At 61.8% G+C, this 21,178-nt stretch carries 18 protein-coding genes; 6 read left to right on the top strand and 12 right to left on the bottom strand.

Annotated elements, in window-relative coordinates; genetic code table 11:
- Positions 1-22: 22 nt before the first annotated feature.
- The 3 genes from K728_RS0115705 to K728_RS0115695 are packed head-to-tail and all read right to left on the bottom strand — an operon-like array spanning position 23 to position 4,059.
- Complete coding sequence (locus tag K728_RS0115705; RefSeq protein WP_035748376.1) at positions 23-1,810, bottom strand: ABC transporter permease; 1,788 nt, start codon at positions 1,808-1,810, stop codon at positions 23-25.
- A 14-nt stretch (positions 1,811-1,824) separates the two neighbouring features.
- A complete protein-coding gene (locus K728_RS0115700; protein WP_024477273.1) occupies positions 1,825-2,928 on the bottom strand; it encodes an ABC transporter ATP-binding protein in 1,104 nt (367 codons plus the stop codon).
- 48 nt (positions 2,929-2,976) lie between these two features.
- The gene (locus tag K728_RS0115695) at positions 2,977-4,059 is read right to left on the bottom strand and encodes an extracellular solute-binding protein (protein WP_024477272.1); all 1,083 of its coding nucleotides are present in this window, start codon (positions 4,057-4,059) and stop codon (positions 2,977-2,979) included.
- 277 nt (positions 4,060-4,336) lie between these two features.
- Between K728_RS0115695 and K728_RS0115690 the strand changes: the two genes are divergently transcribed.
- Both K728_RS0115690 and K728_RS0115685 read left to right on the top strand, forming a co-directional pair.
- On the top strand, positions 4,337-4,723 hold the full coding sequence (locus tag K728_RS0115690; protein ID WP_024477271.1) for a hypothetical protein: 387 nt from the start codon (positions 4,337-4,339) through the stop codon (positions 4,721-4,723).
- A 448-nt stretch (positions 4,724-5,171) separates the two neighbouring features.
- The gene (locus K728_RS0115685; RefSeq protein WP_024477270.1) at positions 5,172-6,428 is read left to right on the top strand and encodes a hypothetical protein; all 1,257 of its coding nucleotides are present in this window, start codon (positions 5,172-5,174) and stop codon (positions 6,426-6,428) included.
- Positions 6,429-6,467: 39 nt separating this feature from the next.
- Here the strand turns inward: K728_RS0115685 and K728_RS0115680 are convergent, their stop codons facing one another.
- Complete coding sequence (locus K728_RS0115680) at positions 6,468-7,550, bottom strand: hypothetical protein (protein ID WP_024477269.1); 1,083 nt, start codon at positions 7,548-7,550, stop codon at positions 6,468-6,470.
- A gap of 72 nt (positions 7,551-7,622) precedes the next feature.
- Entirely contained in the window at positions 7,623-7,865 is a 243-nt protein-coding gene (locus K728_RS21055; RefSeq protein WP_156911354.1) for a hypothetical protein, read from the bottom strand.
- A 452-nt stretch (positions 7,866-8,317) separates the two neighbouring features.
- Here K728_RS21055 and K728_RS0115675 point away from each other — a divergent pair, with 452 nt between their 5' ends.
- Positions 8,318-9,889 (top strand): serine hydrolase domain-containing protein, encoded by a 1,572-nt coding sequence (locus tag K728_RS0115675; RefSeq protein WP_024477268.1) that lies wholly within the window; start codon positions 8,318-8,320, stop codon positions 9,887-9,889.
- Here K728_RS0115675 and K728_RS0115670 read toward each other — a convergent pair.
- The gene (locus K728_RS0115670) at positions 9,886-11,079 is read right to left on the bottom strand and encodes a PucR family transcriptional regulator (protein WP_024477267.1); all 1,194 of its coding nucleotides are present in this window, start codon (positions 11,077-11,079) and stop codon (positions 9,886-9,888) included. The two genes, K728_RS0115675 and K728_RS0115670, sit on opposite strands and share 4 nt — an antisense overlap.
- A gap of 121 nt (positions 11,080-11,200) precedes the next feature.
- Between K728_RS0115670 and K728_RS0115665 the strand changes: the two genes are divergently transcribed.
- Genes K728_RS0115665 through K728_RS0115655 form a run of 3 tightly spaced genes read left to right on the top strand, consistent with a single transcriptional unit; the run spans position 11,201 to position 15,498 of the window.
- Positions 11,201-12,895, top strand: coding sequence for an amidohydrolase (locus K728_RS0115665; RefSeq protein ID WP_024477266.1), 1,695 nt, complete (start codon positions 11,201-11,203; stop codon positions 12,893-12,895).
- A 2-nt stretch (positions 12,896-12,897) separates the two neighbouring features.
- Positions 12,898-14,223 carry an MFS transporter gene (locus K728_RS0115660; protein WP_024477265.1) on the top strand — a complete coding sequence of 442 codons (1,326 nt, stop codon included), beginning with the start codon at positions 12,898-12,900 and terminating at the stop codon, positions 14,221-14,223.
- 6 nt (positions 14,224-14,229) lie between these two features.
- Entirely contained in the window at positions 14,230-15,498 is a 1,269-nt protein-coding gene (locus K728_RS0115655; protein ID WP_024477264.1) for an ArgE/DapE family deacylase, read from the top strand.
- Positions 15,499-15,546: 48 nt separating this feature from the next.
- On the opposite strand, the gene K728_RS0115650 is transcribed toward K728_RS0115655, so the two are convergent.
- The 6 genes from K728_RS0115650 to K728_RS0115625 form a co-directional block, all read right to left on the bottom strand.
- The gene (locus K728_RS0115650) at positions 15,547-16,815 is read right to left on the bottom strand and encodes a hypothetical protein (RefSeq protein ID WP_024477263.1); all 1,269 of its coding nucleotides are present in this window, start codon (positions 16,813-16,815) and stop codon (positions 15,547-15,549) included.
- A 207-nt stretch (positions 16,816-17,022) separates the two neighbouring features.
- Positions 17,023-18,306 (bottom strand): M20 family metallo-hydrolase, encoded by a 1,284-nt coding sequence (locus K728_RS0115645; protein WP_024477262.1) that lies wholly within the window; start codon positions 18,304-18,306, stop codon positions 17,023-17,025.
- A gap of 313 nt (positions 18,307-18,619) precedes the next feature.
- Entirely contained in the window at positions 18,620-19,249 is a 630-nt protein-coding gene (locus K728_RS0115640; protein WP_024477261.1) for a DUF4230 domain-containing protein, read from the bottom strand.
- A gap of 161 nt (positions 19,250-19,410) precedes the next feature.
- A complete protein-coding gene (locus K728_RS0115635) occupies positions 19,411-19,899 on the bottom strand; it encodes a BRCT domain-containing protein (protein WP_156911352.1) in 489 nt (162 codons plus the stop codon).
- Positions 19,900-19,952: 53 nt separating this feature from the next.
- Positions 19,953-20,645, bottom strand: a complete 693-nt coding sequence (locus K728_RS19700) for an IS3 family transposase (protein WP_084442921.1) — start codon at positions 20,643-20,645, stop codon at positions 19,953-19,955.
- A 282-nt stretch (positions 20,646-20,927) separates the two neighbouring features.
- A partial coding sequence (locus K728_RS0115625) for an IS3 family transposase (RefSeq protein ID WP_024477243.1) occupies positions 20,928-21,178 on the bottom strand: 251 nt, incomplete at its 5' end.

Raw genomic sequence — 21,178 nt, 5'->3', positions numbered from 1 at the left:
ACATCCTTAGGTTGTGAATGGATCAGGGCAAGCTGTCGTTGCGAACGGGTGCCTTGTCGGCGGGTTCCACTGTGGACGCCGCCGGGCCCTGCGACCCGGCGACAGCCTTCCGTTGGCGCTTGTTGGCCCGGTCGCTTGCTGACTTCCGCCCATAGACCAGCCACATGGTGAACGTGGAGATGATCATCAGCAGCACCGTGTAGACGAAGGTCAGCGCGGTGGTGTCGTTGATCTGGTCCCCGGTGGTGGCGTTGCGGATCACCACACCCAGCGGCTGATAGATCGGGTGCGAGAGGAACACCGCGGTGTCGTAGTCGTCCAGCAGGCTGTTGAAGTTCAGCGCGGTGATGGCCGCAGCCGCCGGCAACACCAGCGGAACCAGGACCCTGCGGAACGTATACATTGAACCGGCGCCAAGAATTGCTGCGGCGTCCTCGACGTTGTCGGGGACCCCGGCGAACGCCGCCTTCAGCAACCTGAACGTGAAAGGGATCTTCACGATCACGTACGCGATCGCGAGGATCCCGACCGTTCCGGTGAGGACCTGGCCACCCACCAGAGGTTGGGCGTGGTCGAAGGTCAGGATCAGTCCCAGCGCAATCATGGTGGTCGGCAGGATCCAGGGGATGTGCAGCAGGTATTCCATCACAATCGTCAGCTTGTTCCGGTACCGCTGGATCATCCGCGCGGTGAAAAGCATCAGGACAATGACGACGACGGCGGTCACCGCACCGTAGCCAATGCTGACCAGGAAGGGCCGGTAGCCGCGCTCTTCGGTCAGGACATTGATGTAGTTCTCCAGGGTGAAGCTGTCCAGGCTGATCGTCCCGGAGTTGATGGAGCGGGCGTCTGTGAAGGAGAACAACACGATCAGTGCTGGCGGCAGGACGTAGATGAGGAACAGGACATAGGCCATCACGTGCACCACGATGTTGGCGGTACGGTTCTGGATCTTCTGCTTCTGCAGTGCCACTGGCACCTTGGAGACGGAGAAGTACACGCCGCCCTTCTCGAAGCGGTTCATCAGCGCCAGCAGGGCGATGGTTGAGATGCCCAGGATGATGGCCAGCGTGGCGGCCAGGTCCCGTGAGGTTGGACTGTTGGCGAAGGCGAGGATCATCGGGGTAATGGTCTGGAACTCACCGCCAAGAATCTGGGGGGCGGCGAGCGCAGCCAGCCCGGCGAGGAAGGTCAGGATGGTGATCGCAAAGATGATCGGCTTCAGCATCGGCAGCACCACCCGGCGCAGCACGGCCCAGTCGGACCCGCCCATCATCCGGGCGGCCTCGACCGTCTGGTAATCCACCCGGGCGATTGCTGCCGACATGAACAGCAGGTGGTAGCCGGTGGACGAAATGGTCATCACGAAGATCACGGCGATCATCCCGGAGAACCATTGCGGGTCAATGCCCGGCAGCACTGAACCAATGACCTGGGTGAGGACACCGTTCGGCCCGTACACCGTCTTGTACCCGGCGACCAGGACCACTCCCCCGTAGATGAGGGTTGTCGCGTAGCCGAGCCACAGGATGCGCCCGCCCTTGATGTCGTAGAACCTGGTGACGAGGACGATGAAAATACCGACGATGTTGACCGTCACCGAGAGAATGATGGCGAGGACAAAGCTGTTGCGCAGTGCATCGACGGCTCGTTCGGAGGACAGGAGGCGCTCGACCGATCGAAACGTCAGGCTTCCCTCGGGCGAGACGAAGACCGACCGCAGGATCGCGAAGTTCGGCATCAGGAGGAACGTGAAAATGAACCAGGTCAGGAACAGCGTCAGGACCAGGAAGAGCGGGTTGCGCAGCATCTGGCGCACGTTGGTCACCGGAGGACTGCCTGTCCATCGGATTTTTCGGCTGTCTGGTTGCCTGTTCCCTGCAGACCGGAGCCAGGACTGGCCTGATCGCCGTCGGGGTACTGCAGGAGATGGTCGGGGTGCAAGGCCAGTGTCACCCAATCCCCGGTCCGGTAGTCAGTGTCGTCCTCCCTCATGATGGTTCGCAGCATTCCGTTGTCGCCGCAATCCACTGAATAGGTGGAGCTGGTGCCCTGGTAGGAGCGTTCCTTGATGGTTCCGCCGATGGTGTAGGCGGAGGCCCCTGCCTCGTCGGGGACGATTGTTACCCGCTCGGTGCGAAGGTAGGTGACGGCGTCGGGCTTTAGCTCAGAGCCTGGCGCCGCAGCGAGGCGTTCCACCAGCTGGGGAGTGAGCCGGTTGACGTCGCCAATGAAGGTGCAGACAAACTCGGTGGCCGATCGGACGTAGATCTCGTGGGGGGTTCCCACCTGCTCGATCCGCCCCTTGTTGAGCACCGCGATCCGGTCAGACATTGAGAGGGCTTCGTCCTGGTCATGTGTGACGTAGACGGTGGTGATGCCGAACTGACGCTGCAGGTCTTTCAGCTGACCGCGGAGCTGCTGGCGCAGTTTCGCGTCCAGGTTCGACAGCGGCTCGTCCAATAGCAGGATTTTTGGCCGCAGCACCAGGGACCGCGCGATGGCCACCCGCTGCTGCTGGCCGCCGGAAAGTTCGGCGACGTTCTTTTGAAGTTGTTCGGGCGTCAGATCCACCTCGCGGGCGATCTGCGCGACGGCGTCGTTCACTTCAGCCTTCGGCTTGCGTTTGGCCCGGAGCCCGAAGGCGATGTTTTCGAAGACGCTCATGGAGGGGAACAGCGCGTAGTTCTGGAAGACCATGCCGAGCTCGCGCTGGTCGCTGCGCAGCCGGGTCACGTCCTTGCCGGCGATGGAGATGGAGCCCTGCGAGGGGGCGATGAGTCCGGCGAGGGTGCGCAGTGCGGTGGTTTTGCCGCAGCCGGACGGGCCCAGGAGGGTGAAGAATTCGCCCTCCTGGACCGTCAGGTTGAACTGGGGCAGTGCGAGGAAGTCTTGAAAGCGGACCTCGACGTCGGAGTAGGTAATCATGGGGTGCTCCTTTTCGGGTAGAACGGCGCCGACGGCGAGGTCGAGGGGTTAGAGCTTGATGTAGTTCAGTTCGATTTCTTCCATCCAGGCGTCGACGTTTTCGGCGACGACGGCCCAATCGATGTCCTGTTCGGTGAAGGCGCTGGTGGCTTCGACTGCCTCAGCGTTGGCGTCCTCAATGGCGGCGGCGTTGGTCGGTGCGGTAAAGAACTCCTGGGACCAGGCGGCCTGGACTTCTGCGGAGCCGAACCAGTCGATGAACTCCTGCGATACTTCCTGGTTCTCGCTGCCGGCTACCAGACCGATGTTCTGGTAGACGAAGGGAACGCCGGTCTCGGGGTTGGCGGCCTCGGTGGTGATTCCGTATTCTTCCTCGCGGCTGAACTTGCCGGCGAGCCACATCTGGCCGGCGTTCACCTCACCGTTGGCCATGCGTGCGAACAGATCGGTTCCTTCGATTGAGGGGTTGCCGTTGGCAAAGAACTCTTCGATAGCGGTCCAGCCCTCATCGCTCACCCCGAGCTTCCCATTCTCGTCAAAGTAGGGGGCCAGGATGCCGGTGATCACCATGCGGGTGGTGCCACCGCCCAGGACGGTCTGGGTTTCGTATTTGCCGTGGAACTTTTCGTTTTCCCACAGCTCGGGCCAGCTCTGGGGGCCTTCACCGGCGGGGTAGGCCTCGGTGTTGTGGATGAGCATGATGGGTTCGCGGACGATCGGCCAGAATGCTCCGTCCTCGCCACCCGCCACGTACTCTTCGACCTCGCTCGCCCACTCCGGCGTGTAGTTCTCGAGTACTTCAGCTTCCTTGAGGCTCTCAAACTGAACGTTGGTGGGGCCGAAGGCGACGTCGGCCGCGGGGTTGCCCTTTTCGGCGATCAGCCTGTTCTGGATGTCACCGGCGCCCAGATCGACCAACTCGATGTTGAAGCCTTCGGTTTCTGCCCGGTCGGTGAGCCATTCGCCGCGTCCGTCGCTGACCGAGTTGGAGTAAACAATCAGGGTGGTGTCTTCGCGTGAGGCTCCGGATTGTGAATCCCCGGAATCGTCACCCGCCCCACAAGCAGTCAGGAGAAGTACCGAGGCAGTCAGCACCGCAGCCTTGGACCAGGAAAAAGCAGCTTTGCTCATCGTTGCGTTCCATTCATAGAAGACAAGCCGAGAACCCGAGGGTTCTGGCGTGAAGAAGTTCAGTCAATGTATGCGCATACATCATGCCCCGACAAACGAAGGAACGAGAAATGTATGCGCGTACATAATAACCATGGAAATGTGACTGCGACCATACTTTCGGGTGAACGGGTGGCAAACGGTCCATGGCGGGTGGGGTGATGAATCTGCGACCTATTGTGTTCCCTCCAGCCCAGCCCTACCGTAAACAGACTGACAACCGAAGTGCAGGTGCGGCATGCGGAGACCATCCTGCTGGCTGCAACGCTCCAGTTGGGCGGTCGGATTCGGACTGCTGCTGGCCCAGTTGCTCAGCCTGGGGCTGACGCTTCGGCTCCTTCGGCACACAAGAGGGGCAACTACCCGGAAACCGCAGGCCCTGCCGGCTTGGGCCGCCGCGGCGCTCGCCCTCGACGGGTTCACGCTGTGGCTATGCCTCGCCTACGCCCCTACCCAGTTCGACACTCACCTGTTCGTCATCATCCGTCAGTTCCCCGACGTCGGCCTCTCGCTGGTCCCGGTGCTGGCTCTGGCTATCCTGTGGCCGGTCCCGCGCACAGTGTGGTTGCTTCTAAGGATGCGCGCCCGGCGACAGCAGATCCTGTCCTCCAAAATAGTCGCCTAGCTGGCGAGTGAATACAGCGATCAGTTACCTACGAAGGTTGGCGAAGGGTAGTTGACCGTGCAGATCCAGGAACTCTTCTAGCAGGACCCGCCCGGCGTCGCGCGCGGACCTCTCTCCAGTTTCCATCCACGCAACTCTGAGCCTCGTAGATTCAGATAATTGCCACAGATACCGTCCACCCCAGTGCCCGACCGGTAGCCCGCTTCCAAACTTAGCGAGTTCGGAAACCCGCATTCGCAATCCTCTATCCGCTTCGGCCCCTTCGGTTTTCTCAGTATCTGTCATGGGGGCCGTCCTACGTTAAGGTGACTGGAGTCACATTTAGCATTGGAGATGACCCTACAGGTTGTTCAACAATTTATGTCTTGACGGTAGACGAGGGTATCGACACAGCGACACCTCTTATTCGTTGGACCAGGTTGCCGCCGACTTGTGCCACAATTCACAAGTGAACGAATCAACGAACGAAGTCGGGATTCATATTTCCGGGAACACGGCTGTTCTTGCAGGGGACCCAGATCTGATCGGTAACCTACTTATGCGGTTGGATGTTGACCCCAGCCACCAGGGGAACACTGGCAAGGCAACCGCCGATCTCGTTGCGCAAATCACAGGGCTCGGGGCAGTCTTGACGGCTTTGGACGGCAGTTGGGTGCAACTCACTCCTGAGTCCCACTTGCGGCTCGTCGAACTGGCGAAATTCAACCTTCCCCAAAACGGTCTGTTCAGCGGAGTGATCCGGGGAACCAATGGCCGAATCGACTCTTTCACCCAGTTCACTACGGGCGGCATGAACCCACTCGTGATGTCGAATTTGGCTACTCTGACAGCAACGATGGCCCTTCGGAGCGCAGTCGCGCAGCTTGAGGATCTGGCGAAAGCGATGGACGTTAAGCTGGATCGCCTTCTTGAGGACAACCGAGCCCAGGCCCTCGGTGACGTCCAAGGCCTCACTCAGGTACTCCTCCGCGCGTTCGAGCTTTACGAGGATACCGGCGGGATCACTGACACGGCATGGTCACAAGTCGCAGGCCACGCCACTGCCCTTGCACAGGCAAGCTCATATGCTTTGGCTCAGATCGATAACCACACGCGGTCGCTGAGTGCTCGCTCATTCGCCGACAAGGTGAACGCTGCTGAGACCGCCGCGCACAACGAACTGCGTTCATGGCTAGTGATTCTGGCAGCTTGCCAGGCGAATCAGCAGCGCCTCGAAACGCTCGAACTTGTTCATTTGCGTCAACGAGACCCCGGAGCGGTTGAAGCACATGCCAAATCAATTCAACGGTCAGCAGCCCGACGGGAGCATGCTGCCGCTAGCCGTCTGCAGTCATTGTTGGACGCACTGACATCCGCCGCTAACGTCAGCGACTTCAATCGTGTTCGCAGCCCACAAAAGAGCCGTTCGCTGCTGGATTCCGCTGAAAGCGCCAGCCAGCTGATCCAAACCTTTGCCGAAATCTATGGCCTGGACGGCCTGCGCCAGAAGGAAATCGAACGCGAGACGTGGCGGAAGTCCCTGTCCGATATCGCCAAGACCACGACGACGACGGTCTCGTCTGTCGCGAAGGCCGTCCCTGCTGGGTTTGCAAAGGCTGCCGGGGATGTAGTGATCCATGCAGCGGGCCAAATCGAAGCCCAGCGGTCGCCCAAGAAAGCCGTGACTGAATCCAGTCCCGAGAACGCCACTGAAACCGGACGGTGATTGCGTGCGGGCTGCGACGAGTCCGAAGGGGCGGCGAGCTTAGCTCACCAGCCGATGCAGCGCGTTCACTACTTTCTTGATGCTGTCATCTGACAGGTTCGCCAACGGAACGTTGGGGCGGCGTGCGCAATTAGATGTCCGCAGTATGTCGGCGGCGGCGCTCAGCTCCGGGATCAGTCCGAGCTCGTCGAGAAACGCGGCAAAAGCCGTTCTGGCCTCCTCATCCTGAGCCAGCACGGCTGGTGCTTTGGTGAAACTGAACTCCATTGACGAGGACTGACTCCTGTAGTGGTAAATGTAGACCGTTCCAATCTCGCCGGTCGATCCCCGAATAATCCGCAGTCCGCCAGCTGGCACAGTCGACTTCCCACCGACTGGTGAGCCGACAAACGGAATGTCCACAACAGCTGCGATATGAGCAATCGATTCGAACCTCCCCAGGTTCGCCGGGTCGTTAGCCTCAATCCAGCTGCGATGCTGTTCAAGAGTCCATCTGTCCTTGGATCTGTTCGTGGCTGACACCTTCGCCTCAGCTAGTTCCAAGCCGTAGGTGCGTGGCATCAGGACTTCAAACCCTGAACCGTAATGCCGCACGTACTCGACGGCGATGACGGAAGTCCCCGCACCGGACATCGCGTTCAGGTACTCAACCATCCGCTTCAGCTCTAAGTTGATAGCATCCACCGCCAGCACAACGCTGAACCGGCCTGCTTGTAGATTGTCCGCGACGGCCTCCCTGAGACCTCCTTGGGCTAGTCCGAAACTGAGCTCAAGAGACTTCCCAGTGCGGACTTCCCACCGTCCCTCAAATTCGTCAATATGCATGTTGAAGAACCCGGAAGCGTAGTCGAATAACTGTCCGATAATCTCTCTGCGGATCTGCGGATTCGACGCCAGCTTGCATTCGACGAGCGTCAGCGAACCGTTTGTATTCACTACGACGACGTCGGCAGGACCAGCCCCCGACTGAAACTCCGTGCACGCCGCAGCGCCAGCCTGGACACCAGGAATCAGCTGAGGGTATTCGGCCAGGATGTGCTGTAATTCAGCTTCACGGCCGAATCCATGTTTTATCGGCTCTACCCACTCACCGCCCGAAGCACGAACCAGGATCTCACTCATTGGCCGCTCCCCTCTCGTCAACACTGTCGAGTGAATTAGCACTACCCTACTGGCCTACGGTCAGCCACCGACTCACCACCAGCGGTGGCGGCACGCTTCGTTTTGGCATTCCCAGTCCAGCGTGCCCCGCTCACGACGACCGGTTTTTGGATTGAAGCGTTCCTCCGTGAGGATGCAGCATCCGGCGAATACTGTCTTAGGCATGGTGGCCTGCAGGTTCGGCATGATCTCGCCGTAGGCAATCCGCCACGACTCGCTGCCGCAGACAGGACATTTGCGCGTCCTAGGTATTTTGGGTTTCTGATCGGAGTTCATGCGGCCATGCTATGCCGGGCTTCCGACAGTACATGCCTGCGAAAATGCTAAATTTTCTTGTAACTTAGGGTGCCGTCACCAGTTCACCCATGGAGAGACGGCATTAGAAGGGCGTGCCAATGCGAGGAGGTAGACCCGTTAGACTCCCCTTTGTGATGTCTATTCAGCCGTAATTGGGACGCCAGTACAGAAACGAAGAGGCGTTTTCTTTGCGCCTGTCCTACCCCGGCAAAGGCTACAAAAAGTTCCGATTAATCCAACTATCCGTCTCACCAAGCGCCGGATGTTTGTTAAATCGGGGCATATCTGATCCTGCCCGACATTGTTTTCCCCCGGACTCGGCCATACCGTGAAGGAACTGACAACCGAAGTGCAGGTGCGGCATGCGGAGACCATCCTGGTCATCACTCTGCCTCGTAATGTGCGCTGCGATGTGCCTTGTGGTGTGCCTTGTGGCCGCCGGATTCCTCGGCGGCGCTCCCCCGTCGGCAGCCGCCTTTCCGGCTGCATCATCGATGCGGGCCGCAACCCAAGAGCAGATGTACGCAGAACTGGATGCCTATCTTCAGGAACAGATCGAGGATCTGGGACTCCCCGGCGCGGCGATCGCCGTCGTCGAGGATGGAGTCCAGGTCCACACCGCTGCCTTCGGCCACGCCGATAGCTCCGGACGGCCCATGACCCCACAAACCCCGGTGCTGCTGGCGTCCACCAGCAAGACCTTCACCGCCACCGCCGTCATGCAGCAGGTCGAGGCTGGCCGGCTACGACTGGATCAGCCGGTGCAGACCTACCTGCCGTGGTTCACGCTCGACGACGGCCGCTCGGCGGAGATCACCGTCCGCCACCTGCTCCATCAGACCAGCGGCATGGCCTCCAGGCATACCGCCTTCGAATACTCGGACGCGCAAGGTGCCGACGCGCTCGAAGACGGGGTGCAGGACCTCGCGGATTCCCCGCTGGCCAGCGAACCGGGCGCTCGGTTCCGGTATGCCAGCGCCAACTTCAACATCCTGGGCCTCCTGGTCCAGGAGGTCACCGGCCAGCCCTTCGGCGACTACCTGGAGCAGCACGTCTTCGACCCGCTGGTGATGGACAACAGTCATCCGACCCGGGAGGGAGCCCGAGCGAACAACGCCGCCGACGGTTACTCACTGTGGTTTGGCAGCTGGTGGCGCCAGACTGACACTCCCGCCCCAACCACCGGCATGCCGTCCTCCACCCTGTACTCATCGGCCGAGGACCTCAGCCACCAACTGGTTGCCCTGCTCGACGACGGCCGGTACGGCGACTCCCAGATCCTGCAGCCCGAAAGCATAGTGACGATGTTCGAGCCCCGGGCACGGACCAGCGGATCCACGCGCTACGCCATGGGCTGGTTCACCAGGCCGCTGGTGGAGTCCACCGATCCGGCAGCACCGCCACCCGCGGAGCGGACACTCCCCCGCCTGCTCGAGCATCAGGGCGAATGGGGCAACAGCCACACCTACCTCGCCATGGTTCCCTCCGACGGGCTGGGCCTCGCACTGGTGATCAACGGCAATGACACCGCAGCCCCATCACGGCTGAAAGCGATCGACAGCAACCTCCTACGGATCCTCCACGGCCAGGCACCGACACCCACGGTGGTGCAGGAAGACTGGCTGCAACGCTCCAGTTGGACGGTCGCATTCGGACTGCTGCTGGCCCAGCTGCTCAGCCTGGGGCTAACGCTGCGGTTCCTTCGGCCCCGCGGAGGAGCCTCTACCCGGAAACCCCAGACCCTCCTGGCCTGGGCCGCCGCAGCGCTTGCCCTCGACGGATTCACGCTGTGGCTATGCCTCGCCTACGCCCCTACCCAGTTCGACACCCACCTGTTCGTCATCATCCGCCAGTTCCCCGACGTCGGCATCTCCCTGATCCCGGTCCTGATGCTGGCGATCTTGTGGCCGGTCCCGCGCACCAGCTGGCTACTGCTCGCGAGCCAGCAGCGGCGCAGGGAGGCGGGCGTTACCCGCCCACGGGTCACCCCGAAATCGGCCTAGCCGGGCTCCCCGATTGGCGCCTGACAACTCAGCGCGGCCAGCACCGCCGCGGCGTCCACCGGCCTGTTCGGGCTATACCCGGTGAGCTGCTCAAACCGGGCCAGCCGGTTCAGGACCGTGTTCCGGTGGCAGTAGAGCTCCTTGGCGGTATCGGAGACCGACCCGGAGCTGAAGTAGGACTGCAACGTCTCGATCAGCCGTTCCCGTTCATGGTCGGAGATCGCCGCCAGCGGGCCCAACACCGTCTGGGCCAGCACCGGACCGAACTCCCCCATCTGGGCAGCAGCCACATGCCCCCAGGTCTCACGGATCGTTTGTCGTCCCGATGCATCGGCAGTCACCGCCTCGACTGCCTGCAGCGCGATTCGCAGCATCAACGGAACCTCCGCGAGCGATCGGGCTGGTGGAGCCAGGAAACAGCCCTGTTGGTCCAGCCAGGGTCGGGTGCCGGCCGGTTCCTTCCCAGCACGGGCCGGCAGGTCCTCAAGGATCAGAATCAGCGCGCCTTCGCGCTCGTGGAGGTGCTGCCCGACGCCGGCCGCCATCGCCCGCTCGCGGAACGCCTGCTGCGCGTGATCGGCGGCGACCGCGACAATGAACTGGCTCTCCGGGTCCACCCCGAGTGCGCGGGCGGCCTGCCCCAGCAACTGCTGGTCCTTCCCATCACTGGTCAGGAGCCGGGAAAGCAGGAAGGCTCGTTGCTGCTCCTTGGCCTGCGCCATGCTGGCAAGCTCATCCAGGTAGCCGGCGTGGACGCGGATGGTGTGGAACTCGACCGCCTCCCAGACCCGCACCGCATCCTTGGTGAAGTCAGGCAGGGACGCCGCGGGCACCTTCTCCAGCATCGCCACCCACAGCAACCGGAAGTCCATCCGGACGGCCTTCAGCAAGGATTCGAGTGGAACACCCTGCCGCGCGCGTCGGTGACCCAGGGCATTGGACACCCCCGTCAGCCGCTCGGGTAGCGGTAACTCCCCCACCAGGCGCAGGAGGAGTTCGAGGGAGGCGACGGCCGTGTCCCGCAGGTCCTGGCCATCGACTGTCGATCCGGCGTAGCCCTCAATCTCCTGGACATCCAGCAGAAACTGGTCGGTAATACTGTCGATGTCAGCTAGACAGTCAGCAACCACATCGGACACCACTGACCGCATGGGCGACCTCTCGGGGATGTCGGGTGCATCATTGGGCATCTGCCCATTCTAGCCGGACGGGTGAAGGTGATCACCCATTGTTTGGCGGCGTGATCCAGACCACCATTGAGTAAGCCAATTCACCCCTTCCGGCATTATGCCCTCTAGCCCTTGGATGTTGATGCTTGATCTAAAGCTCGTCAATGCCAGCCTGTTCACGCTGGCCGAAGCCACCCCCACCGCTACAGCGATGGGAGTCCTGAACGGCCGGATCGTCGGCTTCGATGAGGACATCATCGATCTCCAGGCCTCCCGCACGCTCGACTGTGGCGGCGCCGTCGTCGTCCCCGGGTTTGGCGATTCACACAACCACATGGCGTGGTTTGGGCAATCGCTGACCGAGCTGGATCTCTCCGGCTGCACCACACTCGACCAGGTCTACGCGGCGGTCACCGAGTTCGCTTACGGGCTCGACGACGACGCCTGGGTGGTCGGGTCCGGCTACGACGACACGGTGCTCGGCGCCCACCCGCACCGGGACGACCTCGACGCTGCCGCACCCGGCCGTTCGGTCTGGCTCAAGCACCGCTCCGGCCACATGTGCGTGGTGAACACTCCGGTGCTGGAACGCGCCGGGATTCTCGACCGCTCGGTGTCGACTCCCGAGGGCGGCACCGTGGCCGTCGGCGATTCCGGCCCCACCGGACTCCTCGAGGAGCAGGCCCAGAAACTGGTCACCGCGCTCGTGGTCCCCTATCCGATTGCGGATCTCGCCGATGCGATCGGCGCCGCGAGCGCCGTCTACGCTTCCGAGGGTCTGACCCACGTCACCGAGGCGGGCATCGGGTCGGGCTGGATCGGTCGCAGCCCGGTGGAACTCGCCGCCTACACCGAAGCCCGCCGGCGTGGCACCCTGAACACCCGGGTGCAGCTGATGTCCGCCAGCGACGCGCTGCACCCGCTGACGTCCGCGGAGGAGGACCGGATCAGCTTCGGCCTGGACCTGGGACTCACCACCGGTTTCGGCGATGACCATATCCGCCTCGGCGCGATGAAGATTTTCGTCGACGGGTCGCTGATTGGCCGGACAGCGGCCGTCACCGAAGCGTTCTGCGATCATGAGCATTCCACCGGCAGCTTCCAGCTCTCCATCGACGAGCTGACCCGCCGCATCATCAACGCTCACTGCTCCGGCTGGACGGTGGCAGCGCACGCGATCGGGGATGCCGCCGTCGACGTCGCGCTCGACGCCTTTGAGGTGGCCCAGAATGATTGCCCGCGACCCGGCGTCCGGCACCGGATTGAGCACGCGGGGATCGTGCGGCCGGACCAACTGGCCCGGTTCGCCGCCCTCAACGTCACCCCCGTCCCGCAGGCCCACTTCCTGTACGAGGTGGGCGATACGATGGCCGCGGCCGTCGGCGTCGACCGCGAACCGTGGGTCTACCGGCACCGCTCCTTCCTGGACCAGGGGGTGCGGGTTCCCGGCAGCTCGGACCGGCCGGTGGCCTCCGGGGCGCCGCTGCTCGGCATGCAGTCGATGGTGTTGCGGCAGAGCTCCGGTGGAGCGGTGATTGGCCCTGAGGAACGGGTCGACGCCGAGACTGCTCTCCGCGCCTATACCGTTGACACCGCGTGGATGGCCGGCGACGAGGACCACCGCGGCACCCTCGAGCGCGGGAAACTCGCCGACTTCGTGGTCCTCTCCGACCATCCCGCCGACGTCCCAGCCGAGCAGATCGGCGCTATCACCGTCCTCGCGACGGTGATCGACGGCCTCGGTGTCTTCGGCCAGGACTACCTCGACACCCTTGACACTTCACCGACCGTCCGTCATATAGAGCACGAATCCACCACTGAGAAGCAGGAAGTTTGAGCATGCAACCACATGAGGCAACCCAGGAAGAGAAGCCGGACGTTCCGGTAGTCAGCGGCAAGGACGCGGGCAAGATTGCCCGCGCCGCCTTCGTTGGCACCGCACTGGAGTGGTACGACTACTTCCTGTTCGGCACCGCAGCAGCAATCGTGTTCAACCGGCTGTTCTTTACCGAGCTCGACCCCACGGCGGCGACCCTCGCGGCGTTCGCGACCTTCGGCGTCGGCTTCGCTGCCCGTCCAATCGGTGCGGTGCTCTTCGGGTACATCGGTGACCGGGTGGGCCGCAGACCGGCACTGCTGATCACCATCGTGATGATCGGTGTCGCCACCGGCCTGATCGGGTTCCTGCCGGACTTCGGCAGCATCGGCCTCGCGGCTCCCATCATGCTGGCCGTCCTGCGCCTCATGCAGGGTCTCGCCGTCGGTGGTGAGTGGGGCGGCGCCATGACGATCGCCGTCGAGCACGCACCGATCGAAAAGCGCGGCAGGTACGCCGCGCTGGTGCAGGTCGGTTCGCCGGTCGGCACACTGATGTCCTCGGGCGCGTTTGCTCTGGTTCTGCTGCTGCCGTCCGAGGCGTTCGACGCCTGGGGCTGGCGCCTGCCGTTCCTGGCCGCGTTCCCGCTGCTGCTGATCGCCCTGTACATCAGGTTGCAGGTCGAGGAATCCCCCATCTTCCGTGAACTGGTCAAGCTCGAGGAGCGCGCCAAGATCCCCGCCGTCGACGTGTTCAAGCAGGCCTGGGGCCGGCTGCTCGTCGCCATCGCTGCAGCGTTCCTGGGCGTCGGCGGGTTCTACGTCATGACCACCTTTGTGATCAGCTACGGCACCACCACCCTGGGCATGGACCGCCAGCTGATGGTGAACGCCACCCTGGTGGCCGCCGTCGTGCAGATCGGTGTCGTGCTCCTGGTCGGCAGGATCAGCGAGAAGGTTGGTCCGGGTCGGATGACCTTCTTCGGCGGATTGGCGACGGCGGCGGGCGCGTTCCCGCTGTTCTGGATGATCGATACCCGCAACCCTGGGGCCATCATCCTCGCGGTGACCATCGGCATTGCGCTGGTTTCTCTGGCCTACGCCGTCACCGGCGCGCTGCTCACCGAGCTGTTCCCACCGCACCTGCGGTACAGCGGTGTAGCCCTGGGCTACAACCTGGCCGGCGCTATCAGCGGGTTCCTGCCGCTGATAGCCGTCGCACTGCTGGGTGCCACCGACGGCGGCTCGTGGACCGCTTCGCTGCTGCTGATGGCCGTGTCCCTGATTACCGCTGCTGGCGGGTTCTTCGGCGAGAAGCTCCGCGTCAAAGACAAAGCGATTGTGCAGTAGTCCTGCATGCTGACACCAGAGATCACGCAACGGATCACCGACGCCGTCGACGCCGCCTTCGACCGCCAGCTCGAGTTCACCGCCGAGCTGGTGCGGCACCCGTCACTGCGGGCCGAGGAGGCCAGCGCGCAGGATCTGATGTTCGCCGAAATGGAGGCCCGCGGGCTCACCATGGACCGGTGGCAGCTCGACGAGGAAACCCTCTCTGAGCATGTGGGCTACGGGCCGACGACCGTCGCGTTCGAGGACCTCACCAACGTGGTGGGCACGTACACTCCGGCCGCGCCCGCCACGGGGCGGTCGCTGATCCTGAACGGGCACATCGACGTCGTCCCCACCGGGCCGGAAGACACCTGGTCACGGAGTCCCTGGGACGCCGAGATCAAGGACGGCTGGATGTATGGGCGGGGGTCCGGCGATATGAAGGCCGGGCTGGCCGCGAACCTGTTCGCGTTCGATGCGGTGCGGGCGGCCGGACTCGCTCCAGCAGCGGTGATTCACATGCAGTCGGTTGTGGAGGAAGAGTGCACCGGCAACGGGTCGCTCGCTGCGTTGCAGCGCGGGTACACGGCGGAGGCCGTGGTCATCCCCGAGCCCGAAGAGAACATGCTGGTGCGAGCCAACGTGGGAGTGATCTGGTTCAAGGTGCGCGTCTCCGGGAAGCCAACCCATGTGCGGGAGATGGCAACCGGGTTCAACGCGATCGACGCCGCGTACACTGTGATGGGCGATCTGCGGGAACTGCAGGACAAGTGGAATGCCGACAAGGGCAGCCACCGGTACTTCGAGGACCTGGATCATCCGATCAACTTCAACATCGGGATGATCTCCGGCGGCGACTGGCCGTCCAGCGTGCCGTCGTGGTGCGAGTTCGATGTGCGGGCGGCGCTGTATCCGGGGGCGACGGCGGCCGATGCGTGGTCGCAGATCGAGGACTGCCTCCGGGACTCGACCTCCGGGGCCGAGGTGTCAGCGGTGCGCAACGGCTTCTTCTCGGAGGGTTATGTGCTGGAGGAGGGGTCCGACGCCGAGGGTGTCCTTGCGTCGTCGCATCAGGAGGTGTTCGGGTCGGCGCTGGAGTCGTTCACGACGCCGGGCTATCTGGATGGCCGGGTGTTCACCCTGTACGGCGGGATTCCGGCGCTGGTCTACGGGCCGGTGTCGCAAGCGATCCACGGGTTCGATGAGCGGGTGCACGTCGAGTCGGTCCGGAAGGTCACGAAGGCGATCGCCTTGTTCATCGCCGAGTGGTGCGGGGTGACAGAGACCGCGTAGTCACTTCATGGGAGGTCTGAGGCTAAACCTTGTAGAGCCGAATCGAAACTAGGATTCCGTCCAACCGAGCAAGTGTGTTTTGTGGGAGCCAACGTGCCAACGGCCAGTTGTGGCCGATAGCCGGAACTCACCGAGCAGTCCGACACCTCGTGAAAGAACATGGACTACCCTCTCTCGCTCGGTTCGGATCGGAGTTAGATTCCTCCCTTCTTCTCGCAGAGCCTCCCACCAGCCACTGTATTTATCCAAGATGATGACAGCGTCGGCCCCATTGACAAGAACGGTCCGCCCTACCTCTTCACCGTTTAAGTTTCCGAGTTGCGAATGAACGTGGGTCTGCATATGAAGTTCATCAGCAAATTTCAGTTGCTGGCGGCCGTACTCCGATGAAGCAATGAATGAGCGGCCAGCCCTCGCTGTTTCCTCAAGGTTGGTCTGGCCCTCGGTCAATCCACGCGCCAAACGATCCCCACTGCCGTAGGTCCAGAAGCTGTGGGTATCGACCCCGAGCGCATGGGCGAGAGCCCACTTGCCCCACTGGCGCTTGATCAGTCCCAAAACAGGGTCGTCCACTGGCATGCCCAGATTGATCCATCGCGCAATTCCGACAGCCGGATTAATCCACGAGAGACAGCCAAACATCAACAGCGAAAGAGGAGCAAAGTAGGCACATCTTCGCAGCACGTCCGCATCGAATGGGGGCCTAGGAGGCAGCGTCCATGCCGCATCCCAACCAGCCAGGCAGGAGTGAAGCTGCGCTACACCGGTTACCCACGGCCCCTGATCATTGATGCCAGCTGCCAGCGCCGGGTGCCAGTCAACATCCGCGTTGGGTCGAATTGAAAACGGTAGGGGGCTCGCAGAATAATCATCGAGGGACGCAGCCGCAGCTACTATCCGCACGATCAAGAGTCGGGCCAGCCCAGACTTGATTGTGAGTTCTCCGACCTCTGACGGTAATGCTGTAGGGGTGGCCAAGAGTTCCATGTACTCGACGACCTGGCACAGCGGTAAAGCCGCGACTTCCTCCTTCATCTCCGATGAAGGGCGAGCTGCGAGGCGGGATATGCCAGGAAGATAGTCTGCAATGCGTCGAGATGTAGCTGGCGAGTTTCTCGCAGACACGAGACTCCGGTCCCAGAGATCTGCGATCTTCCGGGCGGCAAGGTTGAGAATTGTCTGCGAATCATCGTCGGGGTCGGCCCACTTGAAATCCCATCTGAGCACATCTCCGCACACCGTCAGCACATTCCTCCTCTTCGCGTCGAGTCGGATTAGTTTTGAAGCGATCTCCACCTCACGTTGGGCTGTCGTCATATGGCTTCCGGGCCCCTTCAAGTCGTTAGCGCGTAAGACTGTTCAGCGGATCTGCGAATTAGAGCTCACTGAGACATCAGGTGCCACCCGCTAGTCAGAATCTAAAGCATGGGGCTCAATCTAGTGGATAATTTCGGCGTTCGAGCTATTGGCGCTCCAGGTGCCTCCTGGGAAGCTCAACTCGTCTCTAGGGCTCATCCTAGCTAGCTATGATGGATCGAGTTCGCCCTCGCACAGGCTCCGCACGACGTCGGTCAGGACATGCAGGCCGGTGACGATGTCCTGATCAGTGGTGTACTCGTGTTCATTGTGGGAGATGCCCTCAACCGAGGGGACGAAGAGCATCACGGTCGGAACGATGTCCTTCATGTTGGTGGAGTCGTGCCCGGCCAGGGTCTTCACCCGCGCGTGGGTGATACCGCGGTTGGCTGCAATCTTTTCCGCGAGGGCGACGCCTTCTGGCTGGTAGGGGGTGACAGGCCAGCAGTGGGAGCCAACTTTCTCGATCTTCACCCGTGCTGAGCGTTCAATCTGTTCGAGGCGCTCATGCAGCATCCGGTCTGCTTCCCGGAGTAGCGCTTCGTTGGCGGAGCGCAGATCCAACAGCAGGTTGACGCGCGACGGAACGACGACGGGTGAGTTGGGGTAAACATCCAGCTGGCCGACTGAGGTGTGGACGGCGCCGTCAGGGAAGTGGTCGGCTATTTCCCTTGCAGCGACCACGAGCAGTGAGGCGCCAAGGAGGGCGTCATGACGGTCAGCGATGACCGTGGAGCCGGTGTGGGCCTGCTCGCCGTGGACCACGAACTCGTACTTGTTGGCGGCCCAATTCGAGTCGACGACGCCGATGGCGATGCCATCGCGTTCCATGCTGCGTCCTTGCTCGATATGAATTTCAGCGCAGTAGGCTGCCTGTGGTCCGGTGCCATCGCCGAGTGCATTGCTCGATACCAGCGCCTCACGGACGGTGATCCCAGCCGGATCGGTCGTGGTCAGAGCTGAGTCAAGTGTCATCTTGCCGGTGTAGACGGAACTGCCCATCATCGATGGCTTGAACCGGGAGCCCTCTTCGTTGAACCAGTTCACGACTGCAAGGTTGTAGCGAGGAGTGTTGCCGCTCGTCTGCCATTCGGCGGCAAGGCGGAACGCGGCGTGTGCCGCGGCGAGAACACCATAAGCGCCGTCATAACGGCCAGCAGTGGGCTGGGAATCGAGGTGAGATCCGACGACAACGTAAGGCTTGCCGGCCTCTAGATCTAACATCCCGAACTGGTTGCCGATCTGATCGAAGCTGACGGTGAATCCGTTCTCCATCAGTAGCTGACTGAACCAGGCGCGCTGATCCCCATCTGCTTCAGATCCGGCCTGCCGGTCCACGCCTCCCCTGTCGGTGGCACCGAAGGTGCTCAGCGTGGCGAAGTCCTTGAGGAACGAAGCGTCTGCCCCCTCGAACTCGGATGGATCGGTTTCGGGTACGGCGCCGTTGCTCATTTGATGGTCCTTCGACTGATTGGATGTTTGTTCAATCGTCGCAGTTGACCGTCTTACGAACACCGGCGCTCAACAACCATTTTCCTGTTTCGGGTTGTGCGGCTGCCCATCACCCGTGGATTGGAACTTCGAACTTCCGAGCAGGGCTGGCGACCGGCCCCACTCGACCGTCGAAACAGACCCTTCACGGCCTGCGCCTACCAGTGAATGGTGCATTGGCGGAAGCTGCCGAAAGTTTGCAGCGGCCCTCCCGCGTCTGCGAGATGTTCTTGATGTGCACAGATTCTCGACAAGATCGTGCGATCAAATCTGCTTACCCCAACCCGTCCTCGAGAAAGATAACGTCAATTCCGAGCGAGCCAAACATCCCTGTCAGCATGGCTCTAGTGTTCTCGGCAGCCTGCGCTCGAAGCTCCGACTCCTCCGCGGCAGCGAACATTTTCGTTTCGGCCAGTCCGTAGAGTTCCGCCTGTTTAGGGGTCTCGATTGCGTCGGTGATTCGGTCGACAATACCTCGGTCTTGACCGAAGATATACGAGCGGTCAAAATCCACGTTGGGCTTACCGATCTCCGGCTCAGGCAACCGAACCGTCACTGACTTTCCATCCGCGGACAATGTCAGATCGTCGCCTGAAAGACCCGAAAAATCGACATGTGAGTTAACTGTGCCCGCCGCGACGAACAGCGTCCGTCGTCCAGCGACGAACCCGGGCACCCAATCAATGTCCTCTTCGATATCGAGGACTACTTCGAAATTGCCCACCGCCGCGTGATACTCACTGATGTCTTGAATCGATTTCAGCAGGACTGGCTGGCTACGGTCGATCTGTGTCGCTTGGAACGGGTTAAACCCGAACATGTTCGATGCACCAATCCCTGCGAGAACAACGACAACTAATCCAGCGACTACGACAGTCATGCGTCTGACAAACTTGGCGATCATTGGCCCCCATTAACCCTTGAACGCCGCGAGGCCGTTCCTTCAGTTTGCCTTCTCGGCGAGTACCGAGCGAGCTGACTCAGCATCAGTGTAGCGCTTGTGCCCCATCTGGGCGGCGAATGCACGTCGCCCACCATTTCAATGACCGCCCCGGGCGATCAGGGCTACTTTTCGTGCCGCAGGCCTCTGATCCACTTGAACAGACCCGAAATAGCCGTTTCCACCAGCAAGGTGGTCCCAGCACTATCCTTATTGTCGGTGCTCGTCGTTCGCTGGTCCTGAGATGATGGTACAGATTTCGCGTCAGTAGTTAGTGACCCGCCCACTGATCCCCCGCTATTCGTCCACCCAACAAACTCGTTCTCGCTAACCGCCCGGATCTTTTGTCCGGCGGCGATGTATTGCAGTGCCTTGCGTTCCTTGCCGCTGACTGTCGAGATTTCGACTCGACTTGTTGAATTGTCCAAGCGACCGATAACGATCATCGTTGCCTTTTTCGTAATGTTGTTCGCACTGATGCCTCCAGCGTCCGCTACCCGCTGCATTGCCTCCTCGCGGCCTAGTCCTGATAGCTCGCCAGTGAAGACCACAACCTGCGCAAAAAGTGGACCGGCAGGGTCAGCATTTGGGTTTGGTTGGGGAAGCTGTGCCAATGTCGGCGAGCTTGCGTAACTTGCGCGTGCCGGAGCCTGAACCGTCCCGGGAATCATGCCGCCTGTTTGTTGGCGGCGGCGTCGGATGACGGACCGGCTTGTAGATCATAATATGTTTGCTCGTATTCCTCTGGCGTCTGGTGATCCAAGGCGGAATGCAGGCGTTCGTTGTTGTACCAGTGGACCCATTCGAAGACGATTGTTTGCACGTCGGTTTCGGTTTTCAGGGCTCCGGTGCGGAACGGTGAACCCTTCGCGACGGCCTCGTTTTTGAAGAGCCCCATGACCGTTTCAGCGGCGGCATTGTCATACGCGTCGCCGACGCTGCCGATCGAGGGCTGCAAGCCCTCTAGGGCCAGGGTATCGGTGTAACGGATGGAGGTGTATTGGCTTCCCGCGTCCGAATGATGAATCAGCCCCGCTGCGGCTGGCCGGCCGGTGTGTTGACGGCGCCACAACGCCATCCGCAGGCAGTGTTCCACGAACGTAGTGTCCTTCACTGTGGAAGTTTCCCACCCGACGATCGCCCGGGAATACAGGTCGATGACCAGGGCCACGTAGACGAACCCGGTGTAGACCGGCACGTAGGTGAAATCAGTGACCCAGACCTGGTTCGGGGCCAGGGCTGTGAAGTCCCGATTCAGTAGGTCTCCGGCGCGGCGGCCGTCCTTCCCGGGGACCGTGGTGCGCATCTTGCGGCCTCTGATCAGACCGTTCATGCCCTCTTCGCGCATCAGCCGGTCCACAGTGTTTGGAGGCTTCCGGGAAACCGTTGCGGCGCAGCCACTGAGTCATCTTCCGGCGCCCGTAAAGGATCTCGGGGCGTCGACGGCCTTTCGCATCAGCGACGTTCAAAGCTCGTAGGGCATCGGTGAGGCGGGCGTCTTCAAGGGTGCGCAACGCTGGCAGGCGTGTCTTCCACGCTCGGTAGGTTCGTGCGGCAACCTGCATGCCCTGGTCTCGCAGGACGGCGCAGATCGACTCGACCGCGTAACCAAGAGCGCGCATGTCGTCGATAAATCGGCAGGTCAGCGGCGGCGAGGGTCGAGTTCCCTTGCGAAGAAAATCGAGGCCTGTTTCAGGATCTCGTTGGACTCCTTCAGATCCCGCACCTCGGCCCGGAGCCGCTTGATTTCCTCCAACTCCTCGCTGCTTGGCCCGGTCTTTTCACCGGCATCGATCTGGGCCTGGACCACCCAACGGCGCAGCGATTCAGCACCGACTCCCAGCTTCGGCGCCAACGCCTTACAGGCCGTATAAACAGAGGGATATTCGGACA

It is taken from the genome of Arthrobacter sp. CAL618, from assembly GCF_000468215.1.
GTDB lineage: Bacteria > Actinomycetota > Actinomycetes > Actinomycetales > Micrococcaceae > Arthrobacter_D.
This window is presented reverse-complemented; position numbering and strand designations above follow the sequence as displayed.